The following is a 20098-nucleotide window of genomic DNA, read 5'->3' as shown; positions in this document are numbered from 1 at the left end:
GTGGCCGCGACGGTAGCTCCCGTCAGCCTGCCGGCGCCGGCGCCGGTGCGGCCGGACGGAACAGCTCATTCAGGAACGCCACCAGCAGCTTCTCGCGCAGCGCCGGCGGCAGCGCGTTCAGCATCGCGTTGATCGACGCCATGTCCTCGGGCAGACCAACACCACCGCCGGAGCCGTCCCGACCGCCCAGGCCGGCGGCCTGCAGCATCCCGGCGTACATCTCGGGCGTGAACGCGTCCGGGTCCAGCCCGCTCAACGCCGCGAGGAACTGGCGCGTGTCGTCGCCCACCTCGATGCGGCGTGCCGCCTCGCACGACGCGGCCAGGTCGTCGAGCATGGCGTCGACCACGTCCGCCGAGCTGGCCGTGACGGAGAAGTGCACGTTGGCCGGCGACCCGCGGTGTGCGAGCTGCGGTTGCACGTACCAGCCGCGCCGCTTCATCTCGTCGACGACCTCGAAGACGCTGAAGTCGGGCGCCTGCGCGGCGACGAGGCTCATCGGCGGGTCGCCCAGCACCTCCAGCCCGTCGATCACGGCGATGCCGTCGACCAGCCGTCGCGTGGCCTGCTGCGTACGGCGGGCGATGTCGAGGTAGCCGTCGTCACCGACGAAGTGGAGCGTCGCCCACGCCGCTGCCAGCGGCCCGGCGGACTTCGTCGACTGCATCGTGGTGTTGATGACCGTGTAGCCCGACCAGTCCGCGCACGCGTACAGCTGGTGGCGGCGCAGCTCCGCGTCGCGGTACAGCACCACCGACGCGCCCTTGGGGCAGTAGGCGTACTTGTGCAGATCCATCGACATCGAGGTCACGCCGGGCACCGTGAAGTCGAACGCCGGCACCTCGACCCCCAGGCGGCGCGCGTAGGGCAGCAGCCAGCCGCCGATGCACGCGTCGACGTGGAACCAGACGTCCCGCTGTGCCGTCACCGACGCCAGTTCCTCGATCGGGTCGACGACCCCGTGGGCGTACTGCGGTGCGGACCCCACCACGATGGCGGTGCGCGCGTCGATCGCTCCGGCGACCGCGTCGACGTCGGCCCGGAACGTCACGGGGTCGACCGGCACCCGCACCTCCTCGAGGTCGAAGTAGTGGGCGGCCTTGGAGAACGCCGCGTGGGCGGTGTCGGGCAGCACGATCCGTGTCCGCCCGGCCCCATGACGCTCGCGGAACCGGTCGCGGGCGGCCTTGACGGCGAGCATGCAGCTCTCCGTTCCGCCGCTGGTGAAGCTGCCGACGGTGTGTTCGTCGCCGCCGAGGTGCGCCGCCGCGATCGCGACCACGTCGTTCTCCAGGTGCAGGACGCTGGGGAACACGGTCGGGTCCAGCCCGTTCTCGTGGAGGAACGCGAGGTAGGCCTGTCCGGCGACCTCGTCGACCTCGGCGCGGCCGCTGTCGTAGACGTAGGCCCAGGTGCGCCCACCGCGGGTGTCGAGGTCGTGCGCTCGGATGTCGGCCAGCCGCGCGAAGACGTCCTCGCGGGGTAGGCCGGAGGTGGGCAGCGTCATGGCGCATCCTGTTCGAGTGGCGGCGTGTCGTCGGCAGGTGGGGCCGGCAGCGGCGCGATCGCCGGGGCCACGGGCGGCGCCGTCGCGTCGGCGAAGCCCGCGACCGTGGCCGCGTCGAGGTCGTAGCGGCGCAGGAAGACCAGCCCGCCGAGCACCAGCAGCGCGGGCACGACCGTGAAGCCGACCAGCACGCCGGTCAGCGCCGACGCCGGCTGCTGGACGATCGTGCCGCCCTCCGTCTCCAGGAAGCCGGTCGCCGCCAGGATCAGCGCGTAGAGGGCGGGCCCGATCGCCATGCCGCCCTTCTCGCCGGCCGTCCAGATGCCGGTGAAGGCACCGGCGCGGTGCAGGCCGGTGCGGGCGGTGTCGAGGCTGATGGCGTCCGGGAGCATCGCGAAGGGGAACAGTTGCGTGCCGGCGTACGCGGTCCCCATCACGAACACCTGCATGTACACCAGCCACAGCCGGTCGGGCGACGCCGTCACGAGCGACAGGCCGCCCAGGGCGAACACCGTCGAGCACGCCACGTAGCCGGTGCGCTTGCCGAAGCGGCGGCCGACCCACGTCCACAGCGGCATGGTCACCAGTGCCGGCCCCACGAGGCACGCGAACAGGATCGAGGTCTGGCCCGCATCCCCGAGCACGTACGCCGCGAAGAAGTCGACGCCGGCCAGCATCGCACCGATCCCCAGCGCCTGGACGACGAAGCAGCCGAGCAGCACGAAGAACGCGCGGTTTCCGGCGGCCGCCCGCAGTTGCGCGCGGAAGGGCGCCGTTGCCTCGACCGGCTCGATGACCGGGGCCCGGCGGGTGCCGAGGAAGCACGCCGACAGCGCCACGAACAACACGGCGCCGACGGCCAGGCCCATGAGTGCGTACCCGTCGCGCCCACCGCCCCCGGCGGCCACGATCTCCGGTGCCAGCCCACCGGCGACCAGGATCCCGACGGTCAGCAGCGCGATCCGCCAGGAGATGATGGTGGTGCGCTCGTGGTAGTCCTGCGTCATCTCCGCCGGCATCGCCACGTAGGGGACCTGGAAGACGGTGAAGGCGGTCGTGCCGAGTACGTAGACGCCCAGCACGTACCAGGCAGCGGACCGCCCCGACAGCTCCGGGACACGGAACAGCAGCGCGAAGGCCACCGGCAGCGTCAGCGCTCCGGCCAGCAGCCACGGCCGGCGCGGCCCCCACCGGCCGCGGGTGCGGTCCGACAGCGAACCGACGAACGGATCGGTCACGACGTCCCACAGTCGCGGCACCAGGATCACCAGCCCCGCCAGGGCCGCCGGCACCTGCAACTGTCGGACCAGGAAGGTCAGCAGCAACAGGCCCGGCACGGTGGAGAAGATGCCGGTCCCGACGGAACCGACGCCGTAGCCGAGGTAGGTCCCGCGCGACAGCGATCGCACGCCGGCCCCGTCCGTCATGTCCCGCTCCCCACGGTCGCGCCGGCCCGAGGGTGCGCCGCGCGAGCGCGAACCCTTGCCGAGGCACCCGGGTCCGTCAAGGACGTCCCCCCGCTACCGTCACCGTCGTCGCCCGCGACCAGGGAGCCAGCAGGTGGCCGACGTCCGCACCGTGCAACTCGGGCAGTTCACCGACGAGAACGCCGAACGCGTCGCCGGTGCCCTGGAGCGGGCCGGCATCTTGTGGTGGCACAAGACCTCGGGGCGGTTCACCCGGGTCCTGTCGGCGGGGGACTGGGGGACGCGCATCTACGTGGACGCGCAGCGGCTCGAGGAGGCCCAGCGGGTGGCCCAGGAGGCCCTCGAGGAGAGCCCCTAGGAGGGCCACGCGGCCGGCTCGTGCGGCCGCTGCTCGTGACCGGCCGGCACGTGGCCGACTCGGGCGAGAACGTGCGAAACCGACACCTCGAGGCGCGTCCGGAGATACAACGGTCGTGGTCCTTCGGGGGAGGTCGGGCCAATGCTGCGTCTCCGTCTCCTGGCCCTGTTCGCGGCGCTCGCGGTGCTCGGCGCCGGATTGCCCGCCGCTCCTGCCGCCGTCGCGGCGACCGGCAGCGGCGCCTGTGCCAGCCACCTCGTGCCGGCCACACGCTTCGCCGACACCATCCAGTCCGGTCTGCGCGACGCGGTCGACTGCGCCGCCTGGTGGGGGCTGGTCAACGGCCGGACCGCGACCCGCTTCGACCCCGCGGCGAACGTCTCGCGTGGGCAGACCTCGGCCATGCTGGCCCGGCTGCTGCGCAACACCGGCAACGCCCCGGACCAGGTGCCGTCCGCCGACTTCCCCGACACGCGCGGCCACGTGTTCGAAGAGGACATCGACCTGCTGGCGAGCCTCCGGATCGTCGAGGGCGGCACGGACGGCCGCTTCCGCCCCGAGGACGCCGTGACGCGGGCGCAGATGGCCTCGTTCATCGCCCGGACCTTCCAGTTCGGTTTCGACTCGCCCCTTGCCCCGGGCCCGGTGCCGTTCACGGACGTCAGCCCACGCGACGTCCACCGTGACAACATCGGACGCCTCGTCGCCGCCGACATCGCGCAGGGCACCAGCCCGACCACCTACGAGCCGAAGAACCCGGTGCGGCGCGAGCAGATGGCGGCCTTCGTCACCCGCTCGGCCGACGTGCTGCTGACCCGCGACCTGGTGACCCGGCCGACGCGCCGACCGACCGCGAACGACGCCTACCACAGCCGGTGGCGCGGCGCCTGGGTGCACCTGTTCGACCCGACGCTCAAGAGTGCCGCCGGCATCCGGCGGATGGTCGACGAGCTGGCCGCGGCCGACGCGAACGTGGTCATCGCCCAGATGGTGCGCCGGCACGACGCCTACTACACCTCCTCGGTCCTCCCACGCACGCCCGATCCGGGCATCGCCCCCGACTTCGACGCGCTGGCCGAACTGATCCGCGTCGCGCACGCCCGCGGCATCGAGGTGCACGCCTGGTTCCCGATCGCGCCGACCTGGCACCCCGCGTACGCGAACCTCCCGGCCCCGCCCGGGTGGGTCTACACGCAGCACGGGCGCAACGCCCCCGTGGCCGACCGCTGGGTGACGCGTTCTCACGACGGCACGTGGACCGACTACCTCGATCCCGGGGTGCCGGCGGTCCGCAACCATGTCGGTGACGTCGTCGGAGAGTTCGCCCGGAACTACGACGTCGACGGCATCCACCTCGACTACGTCCGCTACGACGGCCGCGAGTTCGGCTACAACCCCCGCGCCCTGACCGCCTACCGCAACGACACCGGTGCCACCGGCACGCCGGTCCCGAACGACCCCGAATGGACGCGGTGGCGGCGCGACCAGACCCGCCGCCTGGTGAACGCCGCCCGCAACGCGATCCGCGCCACCGGCAAGGACATCACCTTGTCCGCGGCCGTCATCTCCTGGGGCGAGGGCCCGGCGACACCCGATCGGCAGGGCTTCGCCCGCACGGCGCCGTACACCACCACGCTGCAGGACTGGGACGGGTGGGCCCGCGACGGGGCGCTCGACGCGGTGATCCCCATGAACTACTTCCGGCAGCACCGTTCACCGGACGGCACGTGGTTCGATCAGTGGATCGCCTACGAGCGGGGCCTGGCGGCGGCAACTGACGTCCGGGTCTCGCCGGGCCCGGCCGGCTACCTCAACCGTCCGGCGAACGTGCACCGGCAGGTCACCCGGGCGATGCGGGTCGACGGGGCGGTGCTGTACTCCTACCAGCAGCCGACCGAGGACGGCTCGCGCGGGATCTGGACCGAACTCGCCCGTAGCCGATGGCACTACGCACCCACCCGCTGACCACCGGCGACGGCGGGCCAGTCCCCGTCGCCGGGCTCAGGTGCCGTACCCACCCCCACCCGGCGTCTCCACGACCAGCCGGTCGCCACGCGCCAGCCGCAGGGTGACCTTGGCGGGCAGCGCCTGCTCGCGACCGTCGTGCACGTGAACGTTGCGGCCCGGCGCCCCGTCACCGCCGCCGGCCAGCCCCCAGGCGCCGCGGGCCCGCCGTTCGGTCAGTAGTGACGCGGTCACGTCGTCGGTCAGCATCTCCAGCACCCGCCGGATCCCGGCGCCACCGCGGTGCCGGCCGCTCCCGGCGGACCCCTCGCGCAGGGCGTACTCGAGCACCCGCACCGGGTAGGCCAGTTCGAACGCCTCCACCGGCGTGTTCTTCGTGTTGGTCATGTGCGAGTGGGTGCCGTCCGCCCCCGAGCCCCACGGGCCGGCACCGGTGCCGCCGGCGAGGGTCTCGTAGTAGGTGAAGCGGGTGCCCGTCCGGGGATCGACGCCGCCGAGCAGCGTGTTGTTCATCGTTCCCTGGCTGGCGGCCGGCACCCGCTCGGGTGCGGCCTGGGCGAGCGCGCCGAGCAGCACGTCCACGATCCGTTGCGAGGTCTCCACGTTGCCGGCCGCGACGGACGCCGGCGGCAACGGGTCGACGACCGTGCCGGGGCGGGTGCGCACCTCCAGCGGCCGGGTGATGCCGTCGTTGGCCGGGATGTCGGGCGCGGCGACCGCCCGCAGCGCGTAGATGGCCGCGGACACCGTCACGGCACGCGGCGCGTTGACGCTGCCGAGCACCTGCGCGGCGCTGTCGCCGAAGTCGCAGACGAGCCGGTCACCGTCGATCGTGACGGTGACCCGGATCGGGACGTCCGTGGCGCCGGTGCCGTCGTCGTCGAGGACGTCCTCGAAGCGGTAGCGGCCGTCGGGCAGGTCGGCCAGCGAGGCCCGCACGGCCCGCTCGGCGTGGTCCAGCGTGGCCGCCGCGGCCGCGTCCAGCCCGTCGGCGCCGAGGTCGGCGGCCAACTCGCGCAGCCGGTTGGCGGTCAGCCGGTTCGCGCCGACCTGGGCGCGCAGGTCGCCGAGGCGCTCGTGGGGCGTGCGGGTGTTGGCCAGCAGCAGCGCCACCAGGTCGCGGTCCTCGTGGCCGGCCCGGTACAGCTTCACGGGCGGGATGCGCAGGCCCTCGGCGAAGATCTCCGTCGCGCCGGCGGGCATGGACCCGGGCGCGGCGCCGCCGACGTCGGAGTGGTGGGCCCGGTTGGCGGCGTAGCCCAGCAGCCGGCCGTCGTCGTCGTGGACCGGCCCCACCAGGGTCCAGTCGGGCAGGTGCGTACCGCCGGCGTAGGGGTCGGAGACGAGCACCTGGTCGCCGGGCGCCAGGTCCCCGAACGTCTCCAGCGCCGCGTGCACGGAGGCCGGCATGGAGCCGAGGTGGACCGGGATGTGCTCGGCCTGGGCCACCATCCGCGCCTGCGCGTCGAACACGGCCGTGGAGCAGTCCACGCGCTCCTTGATGTTGGGGGAGTAGGCGGTGCGGCGGAGCGCGGCGCCGGCCTCCTCGGCGATGCCGGCCAGGGCGTTGCGCACCACCTCGAGGGTGATGGGGTCGACCTCGTTGGGCATGGCCGTGGCTCCTGCCTCGACGTGGGCGGTCAGTTGCTGGGTCGTTCCTCAAGCACGAGCAGCCCGTGCTCCTCCACGAGGCCGCTCTGCCACGGCGCGACCCACACGGTGGCGTCGAGGCCGACGACCACGGCCGGCCCCTGCAGGACCGCCCCGGCCCCGAGCCGCTCGCGGACCACGATGGCCGCGTCGACGCGTTCGCCGTCGTCGACGACCGGCCGGCGGGCGACCGTGGCGTGCTGCTGGTCCCCACCGCCGTGGAGCGCCGTGACCGGCAGCGGCGGCGCCGGCCCCTCCACCCGGACGCGCAGCGCGACCAGTTCGACGGGTGCCTCGGGCTGCGCGAAGCCGTAGCGCTCTTCGTGGACCCGGTGGAAGGCGGCCGCGAGCGTGGCCAGGTCGGGCTGCTCCGCGGCGACCTCCAGCTCGAACGCCTGCCCCTGGTAGCGCAGGTCGGCGGTGCGGCGTTCGGCGGCGGCGGGCACGTCCTGTTCGGCCACCTCGCGGCGCGCGTCGGCGGAGAGTTCGTCCCAGACGGCGGCGACGTCGTCGCGGTGGAGATCCGCCAGCGCCCGCACCACGCCGCGCACGCGATCCACCGTCACCGGCGCGGCCAGCAGACCCTGGGCCGACAACACGCCCGGGCTGGGCGGCACGAGCACCCGACGGCAGCCGAGCTCGCGGGCCAGGGCCGCCTGGTGCAGCGGCCCGGCGCCGCCGAACGGGACGAGGTCGAACCGGCGTGGGTCGCGCCCCCGCTCGACCGAGACGACCCGCAGCGCCTTGACCATCTGCGCGTCGGTGACCTGCACGATGCCCTGGGCGCACCGCTCGGCGGGGACGCCCAGCTGTCTGGCGAGGTCGGCAACGACTTCCGTCGCGAGCCGTGGCTGCAGCGGCATCGCACCGCCGAGCCGGACCTCGGGATCGAGGCGGCCGAGCACCACGTTGGCGTCCGTGACCGTGGGCTGGTCACCGCCGCGTCCGTAACACGCGGGGCCCGGGACGGCCCCGGCCGAGCGCGGTCCCACCCGCAACGCCCCACCGTCGTCGCGCCAGGCCAACGAGCCGCCGCCGGCCCCGATCGTGTGGATGTCGGTGGCGTTCACCGCGAACGGCAGCCCGTCGATGCTGCCCTCGGCCGTGGTCGTCGGCCGGCCGTCCTCCACCAGCGTCACGTCGGTCGAGGTGCCGCCCACGTCCAGTGCCAGCAGTCGGTCGGCGCCGACCAGCGCGCCGATGGCCGCGGCGCCCCACGCGCCGGCGGCCGGCCCCGACAGCAGGGTGTGCACCGGCTCGCGCGACGCCACCCGGGCGGTGAAGGTGCCACCGCCCGAGCGCATCACCTCGACCGGCACGGTCAGCCCCTCGTCGCCGAGGCGGCGCTCGAGCGAGCCGAGGTAGCGCGTCATGACCGGCGCGACGTAGGCGTTCAGGGCGACGGTGGAGGTCCGCTCGACCTCGCGGAAGACCGGCAGCAGCGCCGACGCGCGGGTGACGGGCACGCCGAGGTCGTCCAGCGCCTCGGCGAGGCGCCGTTCGTGGCTGTCGTCGAGGAAGCCGAACAGCAGGCTGATCGCGACCGACTCGGGCCGCAGGTCCGCGACGGCCTGGACGACCCGTCTGACCTCGTCGTCCACCAACGGCGTGACCACCGTGGCGTCGCTGCCGACCCGTTCGACCACCTCGACGACCCGGTCGCGCTCGACGACGGGTGCGGGGCGGCGGGCCGCCAGGTCGTACAGTCGGGGGCGGTCCTGCCGGCCGATCGCCAACAGGTCGCCGAACCCGGCCGTGGTCACCAGCACGACGCGCGCGCCGGCCCGCTCGAGAACGGCGTTGGTCGCCACGGTGGTGCCGTGCGCGAAGCGGGCGAGGTCACCGGGGGACACGTCCAGGCGCGCGAGCCCGTCACCGATGCCGGTGGCCTGGTCCTGCGGGGTGGAGGGCACCTTCGCGACGCGCCAGCCCGTCTCGCCGGCCAGCACGAGGTCGGTGAACGTGCCACCGACGTCGACGCCCAGGCGCCAGGTCACCGCGTGCCCTTCCGGGCGGTCCTCAGGGACGCCCGTAGCCGACGATGTCCTTGCGGGCCAACCCGTCGCCCCGGACGCGGACGTTCGCGCCGGTGTAGGGCGCCTCCACGACGCTGCCGCCACCGATGTACATCGCCACGTGGCCGATCGAGCTGACGGAACGACCGTAGAAGATCAGATCGCCCGGCTGCAGGTCACCGCGCGAGATGCGCTTGGTCGCCGCGTACTGCGACCGTGACGTGCGGGTGATCTCCACCCCGGCGGCGCGCCACGCGAACGAGGTCAGACCCGAGCAGTCGAAGCTGTTCGGGCCGCTGCCACCCCACTGGTAGGGCTTGCCGACCTGCGCCATGGCCGTGTCGACCGCGACCTGGGCCGAACGACGCGCCGACGGGGCCGGTGCCGGCTCGGACGTCGGCGACGGCGACGGTGACGGGGAGGGCGACGGGGAGGGTGACGGCGAGGGGGAGGGCGACGGCGAGGCCGCCGGCTCCTGCGCCGCCTCCTGGCGTTCGGCGGCCGCCTGCTGCTCCTCCGCCTGCGCGGCCTCGCGTTCCTGGGCCTCGCGACGGGCCTGCTCCTCGGCCTCCTGGCGGGCGCGCTCCTCGGCCTCGCGGCGGGCGCGCTCCTCGGCCTCGCGGCGGCGGCGCTCCTCCTCGCGGCGGCGGCGCTCCTCCTCCTCGCGGGCCTCGGCCTCCGCGATCTCGGCCTCGAGGGCCATGATCTCGTCCTGCTGCGAGGCGACGAGCGTCTCCAGCTCGTCGCGCCGTTCGGCGACCCGCTCGGCCTGAGCCTCGGCCGTGGCACGCTGGTCCTCGAGCCGGTCCTCGGTGGCCGCGATCGCAGCGCGGGCGGCACCCAGGCCCTCGAGGTCGGCCCGCTGCCCGGCCAGCACCCGGCGCAGCGTGGCGGCCTTCGCGCCCGCGTCGGTCGGGTTGCCCGCCACGAAGATGGACGACAACTCGAGGCTGGGGCCGAGCTTGTGGATGCGCCGGACGTGGTCCTCGGCCAGCCCGCTGAGCTCGCCGACCTCGGCGACGAGGGTGGCGTGCTCGGTCTCCGTGGCGAACAATTCGGCCTCGGCCGCCTCCAGGGCGACGCTGGCCTCGTTGTAGTCCTCGACCACCTCGGCGACACGCATCATCAGCTCGTCGAGGCGGTCCTGCGCGCGTTGCTGCTGGCCGCGCAGCTCCTGCGAACTGGGCTGGGCGGCGGCGGGCAGCACACCCGCGGCACCCAGCGCGAGCGCCGTCACGACGGTGAGGACGGCACGAGACATGCGTCGACCAGAACCCTGCGGCACGCGGACCTCGTCGTCTCGGGGGCGTTCGTGCAGGCCGGGAAGCGGGGACTCCCGGAGACGGCCGCGGACCCTACTACAGGTCCCTGGCCGAGAACGTGCCGATTGCGACGATCGCGCTCGCCAGGGCGGCCAGGGCCGGCCCGAGCGCGGCACCGACGCGCAGTTCGAGCTCGACACCGTCGGGCAGCCGGCCAGCGAGCGTCGCCAGCTGGTCGGCCTCCGCACCGGCGACACGGGCGAGCGCGGGCACTGGCCCGAACCAGGCCAGCAGCGCCACGAGCAGCAGCGCCGCGGCGCATCCGACCAGGATCTTCCTGGCCGGCGCCGGCGGCCGGTCGAGCGCCACGCTGCTGCCGACCACCACTGCCACCACGCCGAGCAGCAGCGCCACCCAGCCGGCCAGCGTGTCCGGGACGCCCGTCAACGTGGCGACCGCCCGGTCCTGCGCCACGCCGAGCATCGCCACCTCGGCGGTGGCCTGGAACCAGGGCCGGGTCGCGGCCACGACCGCCAGGACGCCGCCGGCGACCACGGTCAGGCCGGCCAGGCCCGTGCCGCGCAACAGCAGCCGGGCGGTCAACGCGATGTCGCCCCGCACCGGTCCCTTTCCGCTCGCACGGCACGAGCGCGGAATCCTAGTCACGGCGCCTGACGCGCCCGTCGGCGGACTCGGTAGGCTCCGCCGACGTCGCCCCCGCCACGGGGGCGTACCGGTCGGCGCCCGCCGCGGCGCCTTCGTGCCGACCGCTCGCCGCGCGAGTCCCGGGAGCCAACGTGTCGTGTTCGTCGCGCCCGCCGGCCCGTCTCGGTGTGCTCGTGTCCGGGGGCGGGACCAACCTGCAGGCCCTGCTCGACGCGGCCGACGCCGACCCGCGGTTCGGTGGCGAAGTGGTCGTCGTCGGGGCCGACCGCGCGGACGCCGGTGGGCTGGGTCGCGCGAAGGAGCGCGGCATCGCGACGGTCGTGCGGCAACTGTCGGACCATCCCGATCGGGCGACGTGGGAAGCGAGGCTGCGCGCCGACCTGGAGGCACACCAGGTCGAGGTCGTGGTCCTCGCCGGCTTCATGCGCATCCTGTCCGGGGCGTTCCTCGCCGGCTGGCCGGACCGCGTGGTCAACACCCACCCGTCGCTGCTGCCGGCGTTCCGTGGTGCCCACGCGGTGCGCGACGCGCTGGCGTACGGCGTCCGCGTCACCGGTTGCACCGTCCACCTCGTCGACGAGCAGGTCGACCACGGCCCGATCATCGCCCAGCAGGCGGTGGAGATCCGGCCCGACGACGACGAGGACGCGCTGCACGAGCGCATCAAGCGTGTCGAGCACACCCTGTTGCCCGCCTGCGTGAAGCTGCTGTGCCACGACCGGCTTGAGGTCGTCGGCCGTGCCGTGCGCATCCGAGAGGAATCGTCGTGAACACGCCGCTGTCCCTGCCGGCCATGACCCCGGTCCGCCGCGCGCTGGTCAGTTGCTACGACAAGACCGGGGTCGCGGAGCTCGCCCGCCAGCTGCACGAACTGGACGTCGAGCTGATCTCGACCGGCTCCACGGCCCAGACCCTGCGCGATGCGGGCGTGCCGGTCACCTCGGTGGCCGACGTCACCGGCTTCCCCGAGTGCCTCGACGGCCGGGTGAAGACCCTGCACCCCAACGTGCACGCCGGGATCCTCGCCGACCGCACCGACCCGGCGCACGTCGCGGAGCTCGCCGAGCTGGGCATCGACCCGATCGACCTCGTGGTCGTGAATCTGTACCCGTTCCACGAGACGGTCGCGTCCGGCGCCAGCGACCCCGACGTGGTGGAGATGATCGACATCGGCGGGCCCACGATGGTCCGGGCCGCCGCGAAGAACCACGGCTCCGTCGGCGTGCTGGTCGACCCGACCGACTACGAGCGCGTCCTGGAGGAGCTGCGCGAGACCCGCGCGCTGACCTACGCCCTCAAGCGCGAGCTGGCTGCCAAGGCATTCCGGCACACCGCCGACTACGACACCCAGATCGCCGCCTGGTTCCAGCGCGACGAGCCCTTCCCGGCCCAGCTCGGGATGGCCCTGCCCCGCCGCGCGACCCTGCGCTACGGCGAGAACCCGCACCAGGCGGCCGCGTTCTACGCCCACCCGGGCGGCGGCGGACTCGGCGACGCCGAGCAGCTGCACGGCAAGGAGCTGTCCTACAACAACCTGCTCGACACCGACGCCGCCTGGGGGCTGGCCGTCGACGTCGACGAGCCCGCCGTCGCCATCATCAAGCACACCAACCCGGCCGGCTTCGCCACCGCCGACGACCTGGAGCGGGCCTATGTCCGCGCGCTGGAGGGCGACCCCGTCAGCGCGTTCGGGGGCATCGTCGCCGCCAACCGGCCCGTCGACGCCGCGACCGCCCGCCGGATCGTCGAGGTCTTCACCGAGGTGGTGGTCGCCCCGGGCTTCGACGACGAGGCCCTCGAAGTGCTGCGCACCAAGGCCAACCTCCGGATCCTGCGGATGCCGTCGGCCGCCCGACCGCGGTTCGGCTGGAACCTGCGCAGCGTCGGCGGGGGACTGCTCGTCCAGCACAGCGACGTCGGCGACGAGCCGTGGGAGGAATGGCGCGTCGTCACCGAGGCCAAGCCCGACGAGGCCACGTACGCCGACCTGCGCTTCGCCTGGATCGCCTGCAAGCACGCGAAGTCGAACGCGATCGTGCTGGCCAAGGACCAGCAGGTGGTCGGCGTCGGTGCCGGGCAGATGAGCCGTGTGGACAGCGTCCGCCTCGCCGTCGAACGGGCCGGCGACCGCCACGTCGGCAGCGTGCTCGCCAGCGACGCGTTCTTCCCCTTCCGTGACGGACCCGACGCCGCCGCCGCGGCCGGCATCCGCGCCCTCGTCCAGCCCGGCGGCTCCGTCCGCGACGACGAGGTGATCGCCGCCGCCGACGAGCACGGCATCCCGATGCTGTTCACCGGCCGGCGCCACTTCCGCCACTGATTCGGATCCGATCCCGCCCACCATCCCCGATCGTCTCGCTCGCTGACGCTCGCTCGTTGCCCACCCTTCGATCCCGCCCACCGCCGCGAGGTTCGCTGTTGACCGCACGCATCATCGACGGGAAGGCGCTCGCGCAGAGGGTGCGGGCGCGCATCGCCGACGAGGTCGCCCGGCTGACGGCCGAGCACGGCGTCCGGCCGGGCCTGGCGGCCGTGCTCGTGGGCGCCGACCCGGCTTCGCAGGTGTACGTCGGCATGAAGCACCGGGCCACCGAGGCGGCCGGGATGCACAGCCGCCAGGTCGAACTGCCGGCGGAGACGTCCCAGGCGGACCTCGAGGCCCTGATCGCCGAGTTGAACGCCGACGACGCCATCGACGGCATCCTCGTCCAGCTCCCGCTGCCGGACCACCTCGACCCGCGCCCGGTGCAGGAACTGATCGACCCGGCGAAGGACGTCGACGCGCTGAACCCCTACACGGCCGGCCGGCTCGCGGTCGGTGACCCGACCTTCCTGTCCTGCACCCCCTACGGCGTGCTCGAACTCCTGGCCGACGCGGGCGTGGACACGGTGGGAGCCGACATCGTCATCGTGGGCCGCTCGAACCTCGTCGGCCGGCCGCTGTCGAACATGCTGACCCTGAAGGGGCGCGACGCGACGGTGACCCTCGCCCACTCGCGCACCCGCGACCTCGCGTCCGTGTGCCGCAGCGCGGACGTGGTCGTCGCCGCCGTCGGCCGGGTCGGGCTCGTCACCGCCGACATGGTCCGTCCGGGTGCCGTCGTGATCGACGTCGGGACCAACCGCACCGACGACGGCAAGCTCGTCGGCGACGTGGACTACGACGCGGTGTCGCAGGTCGCTGGTGCCATCACCCCCGTGCCGGGCGGGGTCGGCCCGATGACCGTGACCATGCTGCTGCAGAACACCCTCGAGGCCGCCCGCGCCCGCCGGGGTCTGCCGCGCCGCTGACCGCGCCCGACGCGGTACACCTGCGACGCACTCGAACGAGGCCGGGCGCGCGACGTTCGACGCGGTGCCCGGATGCAGGGAGGAACCGAGATGCTGGAGGGCAGACGGCTCCTGGCGGGGCTCGCCTTCGCCGGGCTCGGAGCCGCCTGCCAGCCGGGCGACGGGGCCGCGGACCGGCTCGACGGCACCTGGCAGTTGCGCTCGGGCGCCGGGCCTCGCGGCGAGGTCGTCATGAACGACACCGTCGACGTGCTGCTGACCATCGACGGCACCGACTGGACCGGCAGCGTCTGCAACCGATACGTCGCCCGGGACGTCGAGGTGGACGGCACCGCCCTGGCCATCGGCGACGTGGCGCGCACGGAGATGGCCTGCCTCGACCGTGACGTCATGGACGCCGAGGACGCCTACCTCGCGGCCTTCGCGGAGGTCACGGGCTTCCGTGTCGACGAGGAGACGCTCACGCTCCGCAACGACGAGGTCGAGCTCGTCTACCGACGTGCCGAGGCTCGCGAGGCCGCCGACGGCTGACGTCGGGGCGACGGACCCGGCGATCAGCGGGCAACCGCGTCACCGACGAGACCGGGGGCGACCAGCGCCGGCATCGGCAGCCGCGTCGCGCTCACGCCGGTGAGGTCGAAGCCGGCGGCGAGCAGCTGCGGCCGTGGGTCGCGTGTGAGGTGGCAGCCGCCGACCAGCGGCGTCCACACCGGCTCCAGCGCTCGCTGCACGCGCAGCAGCCGACCGGTGCCGGCAACGTGCTCGAGCAGCACGAACCGGCCGCCGGGGCGCAGCACCCGGCGTGCCTCGGCCACCGCCACGGCAACGTCGCGCACGGAGCACAGCACCAGTGTGGACACGACTGCGTCGGCGCTGTCGTCGGCTACCGGCAATCGTTCCGCCGGCGCCTCGACCGTCGCCACCTCGAACGCGACCGTGCCGGCCCGCCGGCGAAGGCGGTCCGCCATCGGTCCGGACGGCTCGACGGCCGTGACGCGGGTGACGCCGGGGCCGTAGTGCTGGAGGTTGGCGCCCGTACCGGCCCCGATCTCCACGACGTCACCGGTGAGCCCACCCAGCAGCCGCCGGCGCAGCGCGGCCAGGCCACGCCGCTCGACGCGTTCGAGCGCCGGGTCGTAGACCGCCGCGAAGACGCGCTGCATCACCGAACCCATGGCCACCCGCCCGTCCGCCCGGCGTCCCCGCCCGACGGCCCGTGTCTGGTCGCCGGTCAGGGTACGGCGAGGTGCCCACTAGGCTCGCGAGGCGTCCATCCGCGTCTCTCCAGGAGCCCCCATGAGCTCGCCCGTCCGTGTCGCCGTCACCGGCGCTGCCGGCCAGATCGGTTACGCCCTGCTGTTCCGCATCGCCTCGGGGCAGATGTTCGGACCCGACACGCCCGTCGAACTGCGCCTGCTCGAGGTCACGCCCGCGCTGGGCGCGCTCGAGGGCGTCGCCATGGAACTCGACGACGCGGCGTTCCCGCTGCTGTCGGGCATCGAGATGAGCGACCAGGCCGAGACCGCCTTCGACGGCGTGAACGTGGCCTGCCTCGTCGGCGCCAAGCCCCGCGGCCCCGGCATGGAGCGCGCCGACCTGCTCAAGGACAACGGCAGGATCTTCACCGGCCAGGGCCGGGCACTGGCCTCGGCCGGCGCGTCCGACCTCAAGGTCGCCGTGGTAGGCAACCCGGCCAACACCAACGCGCTCATCGCGGCCGCCAATGCTGACGGCGTCCCGGCCGAGCGGTTCACCGCCATGGTCCGCCTGGACGAGAACCGGGCCAAGTCGCAGCTGGCGAAGAAGGCCGGCGTGCCGGTCGCCGACGTCACCAACCTCGCGGTGTGGGGCAACCATTCGCCGACCATGGTGCCGGACTTCGACAACGCCCGGATCGGCGGCCGTCCGGCGACCGAGGTGATCACCGACCGTGACTGGCTCGAGGGCGAGTTCCTCACCACCGTGCAGCAGCGCGGCAAGGCCATCATCGACGCGCGCGGCGCCTCGTCGGCGGCCTCGGCGGCCAGCGCGCTGATCGACCACGTGGCCAACTGGTGCGGCGGCAAGCCCACCGCCGACGGCGACTGGGTGTCCATGGCGGTGCCCTCGGACGGTTCCTACGGCGTGCCCGAGGGGCTGATCTCCGGCTTCCCGGTCACCACGGACGGGAAGGGCACCTACGAGGTCGTGCAGGGCCTGGAGCTGTCCGACTTCGCGCAGGGCAAGCTGCAGGCGTCGGTCGACGAGCTCCAGCAGGAGCGCGACGCCGTCCAGGACATGCTCTGACCCACCGGCCGCGTCGGGCGGCCCAACGCAACAGCGCCGCGCCCGGGGGGCGCGGCGCTTCGCGTTCGGTGTCGTGCGGTGCCGTCAGCCGAGGTCGGCGAGGCACTGGGCCACGACGTGCGGTGGGTAGGTGACCGGGCGACTCTGTTGCGCGTCCTGCGGCATCACCTCTCCTTTCTGCCCCGTTGGTCGTCCCGCCGGGCGGGACATGATGGGGATCCTTGCGTACGTCGGCAACGGGCACCTGTCCTGAAGGTGACCGAACGGGAACGTCTGTCGGCCCTGCCCCGGCGCGACCCGACCGGGACGTCGTCCCATCGGCCGCGGCGGGCCACCGGTGAGACGCGTCGCCGGTCATCTGCACGGAACCCGCACAACTTCACGACGGCATCGCCACACCGCGACCGTAGAGTCCCGAGCATGACGACAACGACCATCGCCGTGATCGAGGACGAGGTGACCATCGCCACCTCGGTGGCGAAGCGCCTGCGCGCCGACGGCCACCGGGTCGAGATCGCCCACGACGGCCACGCCGGCGTCGCACTGTGCGCGCGCGTACGACCCGACCTGGTCGTCCTGGACGTGATGCTTCCCGGCCTCGATGGTCACGAGGTCTGCCGCCGGATCCAGCGAGAGCGTCCGGTGCCGGTGCTGATGCTGACCGCACGTGACGACGAGACCGACGTCCTCGTCGGACTCGGGGTGGGCGCCGACGACTACCTGACCAAGCCGTTCAGCATGCGCGAGCTGGTCGCGCGCGTAGCCGCCCTCCTGCGCCGGGTCGAGCGGGCGGCGTCGCTGGTCGATACCGGCCCGATCGCGCTGGGTGAGCTGCGCATCGATCCCGCCCGCCGGCTGGTGGAGGACGGCGGGCGACGGGTCGAATTGACGGCGACGGAGTTCGACCTGCTCGTCCACCTGGCGCAGCGTCCCGGCGTCGTCTGGTCCCGGGACCAGCTGCTGCGCGAGGTGTGGGGCTACCGGGGCGGGTCGTCGACGCGGACCGTCGACTCGCACGTGGCGGCCTTGCGCCGAAAGCTCGGCCGCGACCGGATCCGGACGGCGCACGGGGTCGGCTACGCCATGGACGCGCCGAGGTGAGGCCCCTCGACCGGGTCGCCTCCCTGAAGTACAAGCTGGGAATCGTGATCGTGGCGGCGGTCCTGGTCACGATCGCGGTCGTCGAGGTGGGGCGCTGGCTCGCGTGGCCGGCCCTGCCGGTGGCTGCCGGCGCGGTGCTTCTCGCGCTGGCGATGGTGCAGGTCCTGGCGCACGGCATGACGTTCCCGCTCCGCGAGATGGCCCGGGCGTCGGCGAAGCTGGCGGCGGGCGAGCGGCACGTCCCGGTGACCGCCACCTCCCGCGACGAGGTGGGCGAGCTGGCCCGTGCCTTCAACCGGATGGCGGACGAGGTGGCGGAGACGGATCGCCTGCGCCGTGAGCTCGTGGCCAACGTGTCGCACGAACTGCGCACGCCGATCGCGGCGATGCGGGCGGTCCTGGAGAACCTCGCCGACGGCATCGAGGACCCGGACGCGGCGACGCTGAACCGGCTCGTCCGACAGGCCGACCGGCTGCAGGCGCTCGTCGAGGCCCTGCTGGACCTGTCGCGACTGGAGGCGGGCGTGGTGCAGCTCGACCTGCGCCGGCTCGGCGCGGGCGAGCTCCTGCGCGAGGCGGCCGAGCTCGTCGAGGCTTCGCCCGGTGCGCCGGTGCACGTGCGGGCCGATCCCCCCGACCTGCGCCTGCACGGCGACGAGCGTCGGCTGGTGCAGGTCCTGGTCAACCTGCTCGCGAACGCCCGCAGCCATGCCCCGGCGGGCACCGCCGTCGAGGTCGTCGCGGTTGCGCGCGGTGACGAGGTGGAGTTGGCCGTGATCGACGCCGGTGCTGGCGTCGCGCCGGCGGACGCCGAGCGCATCTTCGAACGCTTCCACCGTTCCACCGGCGGGGGTGGAACGGCGGAAGCGCGTCTCTCGGCTTCGCCGACCGATGGAGGCTCCGGTCTCGGCCTGGCCATCTCGCGCTGGATCGTCGACCTGCACGGTGGCCGAATCCGCGTCGACACCACCTACCTGTCCGGCTGCCGCATGGTCGTGACCCTGCCCGCGGAGGATGCCCATGTCCGATGACGTCACGCGTGTCGCCCCGGTGTCCGACGCCGGCCGACCGGAGGGTCCGGGAGCGACCACTCGCCGGCCCGTCCCGACGCCGCCGCTCGACGCGCGCACCACGATCGCGGTGCTGGCGGTCGGCACCTACGCCGCGGCCGTGATGCCGGACCCCGTGCCGGGCGTGGGCCTCGCGACGACCGGTCTCATCGGCGCCGGGGTCGTCCTCGCCCGTCGCCGTCACGACGGGCGGCGCGGCGCCTGGCGGACGGCCGGCCTCGTCGTCGCCGCCGTGGCGACGCTGCTCCCGGCGGTGTCCGACGCCGACTGGGTCGTCTCGCCGGTACTCCTCGTCGCCTTCGGCACGGCGGCGCTGGCGCTCGCGGGCGGGCGGACCTGGCTGGGCCTGGTCCGCGCATTGGCGCGTTGCCTGCCGGAGGGTGGGCGTGCACCGGTGGCGGTGGTGCGTGGGCTGCGTTCGGTCCTGCCGACGGGCGTGCGCTCGCGTCCGGTGATCCGGGCGAGCCTGCTCACGGTGGTGCTGCTGGCCGTGTTCGGCGGGCTGTTCGCGTCGGCCGATCGGCTGTTCGGTCGCCTGGTGGAGCGCTTCCTACTGCCCGAGTGGCAGTTCTCCGCGCTCCCGGCCCGGGCGTTCGTGCTGACCGCGGTGACGATCGGCATCACGATCCTGGTGCGCCTGTCCCGGCGGTCCGAGGACGACCAGCCGCTGCGGGCGCCCGGCCGGCGGCTGGAAGGCATCGAGTGGCGCCTGCCGCTCGTCGCCCTGCTGGTCCTGTTCGCGACGTTCCTCGCCGTGCAGTTCGGGGCGCTCTTCGGCGGGCACGACTGGGTGTCGGCGACGGCCGGGCTCACGTACGCCGAGCACGCCCGCGGTGGGTTCGCGCAGCTGGTCGTGGTCGCGCTCCTCACGCTGCTGGTGGTCGCCGCCACGTCGCGCTATGCGGCCGTGGCCACCCCGGAGCAACAGCGGCTCCAGCGCGGGCTGCTGGCCGGCCTGTGCGGACTGACCCTCGTCGTCCTCGCGTCGGCGCTGCACCGCCTGCTCCTCTACCAGGACGCGTTCGGGCTCACCCGTGCCCGCTTCGGGGCGCAGGCGATCATCTGGTGGCTCGCAGGCATGTTCGCCCTGGTGCTCCTCGCCGGGTGGCGTCGGCGCACGACGTGGCTGCCGCGTGCCGTGGCGCTGGCGACGGCGATCGCGGTCGTCGGCGTCGGCTTCGTGCAACCCGACGCGCACATCGCGCGGTGGAACGTCGAGCGGTTCGCCGCCGAGGGCGCCATCGACGTCTTCTACCTGTCGGGACTCAGCGCCGACGCGGTCCCGGCGCTCGCCTCGTTGCCAGACGAGGTTCGCGCCTGCGTGTTGGAGGCGGCGGCGGAGCGGCTGCTCGAGGCCGGGGAGACCGACGGGTGGTCCTGGAACGCATCACGGGCTCGCGCCGCGGACGTGCTGGTCGGCGTCCGCGCGCACGGCGTCGCCTGCGCGTGGGACGGCGTCGACCGGCACGGCGGCCTCGAGTCGACGGCGGGGTGGTGACA

17 protein-coding genes are annotated in these 20098 nt (G+C 73.9%); 10 read left to right on the top strand and 7 right to left on the bottom strand.

The window, feature by feature from the left end; genetic code table 11:
* Positions 1-22: 22 nt before the first annotated feature.
* Complete coding sequence (locus ACERM0_RS17880) at positions 23-1507, bottom strand: aspartate aminotransferase family protein (RefSeq protein ID WP_373679988.1); 1485 nt, start codon at positions 1505-1507, stop codon at positions 23-25.
* Positions 1504-2934 (bottom strand): MFS transporter, encoded by a 1431-nt coding sequence (locus ACERM0_RS17875; RefSeq protein WP_373679987.1) that lies wholly within the window; start codon positions 2932-2934, stop codon positions 1504-1506. Before ACERM0_RS17875 ends, ACERM0_RS17880 begins: the two co-directional genes overlap by 4 nt.
* Before the next feature lie 133 nt (positions 2935-3067).
* Between ACERM0_RS17875 and ACERM0_RS17870 the strand changes: the two genes are divergently transcribed.
* Together ACERM0_RS17870 and ACERM0_RS17865 are read left to right on the top strand one after the other, a co-directional pair.
* Positions 3068-3292 (top strand): hypothetical protein, encoded by a 225-nt coding sequence (locus tag ACERM0_RS17870; RefSeq protein ID WP_373679986.1) that lies wholly within the window; start codon positions 3068-3070, stop codon positions 3290-3292.
* 141 nt (positions 3293-3433) lie between these two features.
* A complete protein-coding gene (locus ACERM0_RS17865) occupies positions 3434-5257 on the top strand; it encodes a family 10 glycosylhydrolase (protein ID WP_373679985.1) in 1824 nt (607 codons plus the stop codon).
* 36 nt (positions 5258-5293) lie between these two features.
* Here ACERM0_RS17865 and ACERM0_RS17860 read toward each other — a convergent pair whose 3' ends face one another.
* The 4 genes from ACERM0_RS17860 to ACERM0_RS17845 form a co-directional block, all read right to left on the bottom strand.
* The gene (locus ACERM0_RS17860) at positions 5294-6868 is read right to left on the bottom strand and encodes a hydantoinase B/oxoprolinase family protein (protein ID WP_373679984.1); all 1575 of its coding nucleotides are present in this window, start codon (positions 6866-6868) and stop codon (positions 5294-5296) included.
* A 29-nt stretch (positions 6869-6897) separates the two neighbouring features.
* Positions 6898-8904 (bottom strand): hydantoinase/oxoprolinase family protein, encoded by a 2007-nt coding sequence (locus ACERM0_RS17855; protein WP_373679983.1) that lies wholly within the window; start codon positions 8902-8904, stop codon positions 6898-6900.
* 22 nt (positions 8905-8926) lie between these two features.
* Positions 8927-10183: an NlpC/P60 family protein gene (locus ACERM0_RS17850; RefSeq protein WP_373679982.1), complete on the bottom strand. Its 1257-nt coding sequence runs from the start codon at positions 10181-10183 to the stop codon at positions 8927-8929.
* Between the two features lie 97 nt (positions 10184-10280).
* Positions 10281-10805 carry a hypothetical protein gene (locus ACERM0_RS17845; protein ID WP_373679981.1) on the bottom strand — a complete coding sequence of 175 codons (525 nt, stop codon included), beginning with the start codon at positions 10803-10805 and terminating at the stop codon, positions 10281-10283.
* 176 nt (positions 10806-10981) lie between these two features.
* Between ACERM0_RS17845 and purN the strand changes: the two genes are divergently transcribed.
* The 4 genes from purN to ACERM0_RS17825 all read left to right on the top strand — a co-directional run bounded on the left by purN (position 10982) and on the right by ACERM0_RS17825 (position 14672).
* On the top strand, positions 10982-11620 hold the full coding sequence (purN, locus tag ACERM0_RS17840) for a phosphoribosylglycinamide formyltransferase (RefSeq protein ID WP_373679980.1): 639 nt from the start codon (positions 10982-10984) through the stop codon (positions 11618-11620).
* Positions 11621-11643: 23 nt separating this feature from the next.
* Positions 11644-13170: a bifunctional phosphoribosylaminoimidazolecarboxamide formyltransferase/IMP cyclohydrolase gene (purH, locus tag ACERM0_RS17835; protein WP_373680153.1), complete on the top strand. Its 1527-nt coding sequence runs from the start codon at positions 11644-11646 to the stop codon at positions 13168-13170.
* A 98-nt stretch (positions 13171-13268) separates the two neighbouring features.
* Positions 13269-14141: a bifunctional methylenetetrahydrofolate dehydrogenase/methenyltetrahydrofolate cyclohydrolase FolD gene (gene folD, locus ACERM0_RS17830; RefSeq protein ID WP_373679979.1), complete on the top strand. Its 873-nt coding sequence runs from the start codon at positions 13269-13271 to the stop codon at positions 14139-14141.
* Between the two features lie 90 nt (positions 14142-14231).
* The gene (locus ACERM0_RS17825; protein WP_373679978.1) at positions 14232-14672 is read left to right on the top strand and encodes an META domain-containing protein; all 441 of its coding nucleotides are present in this window, start codon (positions 14232-14234) and stop codon (positions 14670-14672) included.
* Between the two features lie 23 nt (positions 14673-14695).
* Here ACERM0_RS17825 and ACERM0_RS17820 read toward each other — a convergent pair whose 3' ends face one another.
* Positions 14696-15304 carry a class I SAM-dependent methyltransferase gene (locus ACERM0_RS17820; RefSeq protein WP_373680152.1) on the bottom strand — a complete coding sequence of 203 codons (609 nt, stop codon included), beginning with the start codon at positions 15302-15304 and terminating at the stop codon, positions 14696-14698.
* Positions 15305-15437: 133 nt separating this feature from the next.
* Here ACERM0_RS17820 and ACERM0_RS17815 point away from each other — a divergent pair, with 133 nt between their 5' ends.
* The 4 genes from ACERM0_RS17815 (at position 15438) to ACERM0_RS17800 (ending at position 20096) form a co-directional block, all read left to right on the top strand.
* Positions 15438-16427, top strand: coding sequence for a malate dehydrogenase (locus ACERM0_RS17815; protein ID WP_373679977.1), 990 nt, complete (start codon positions 15438-15440; stop codon positions 16425-16427).
* Between the two features lie 420 nt (positions 16428-16847).
* Positions 16848-17528, top strand: coding sequence for a response regulator transcription factor (locus tag ACERM0_RS17810; RefSeq protein WP_373679976.1), 681 nt, complete (start codon positions 16848-16850; stop codon positions 17526-17528).
* A complete protein-coding gene (locus ACERM0_RS17805) occupies positions 17525-18559 on the top strand; it encodes an ATP-binding protein (protein ID WP_373679975.1) in 1035 nt (344 codons plus the stop codon). Before ACERM0_RS17810 ends, ACERM0_RS17805 begins: the two co-directional genes overlap by 4 nt.
* The gene (locus ACERM0_RS17800) at positions 18549-20096 is read left to right on the top strand and encodes a DUF4153 domain-containing protein (protein ID WP_373679974.1); all 1548 of its coding nucleotides are present in this window, start codon (positions 18549-18551) and stop codon (positions 20094-20096) included. The genes ACERM0_RS17805 and ACERM0_RS17800 overlap by 11 nt, the downstream gene beginning before the upstream one ends.
* Positions 20097-20098: the final 2 nt, after the last annotated feature.

Source organism: Egicoccus sp. AB-alg2, assembly GCF_041821065.1.
Classification (GTDB): domain Bacteria; phylum Actinomycetota; class Nitriliruptoria; order Nitriliruptorales; family Nitriliruptoraceae; genus Egicoccus.
The sequence above is the reverse complement of the archived record's forward strand: the minus strand, read 5'-3'. Positions and strand labels throughout refer to the sequence as shown.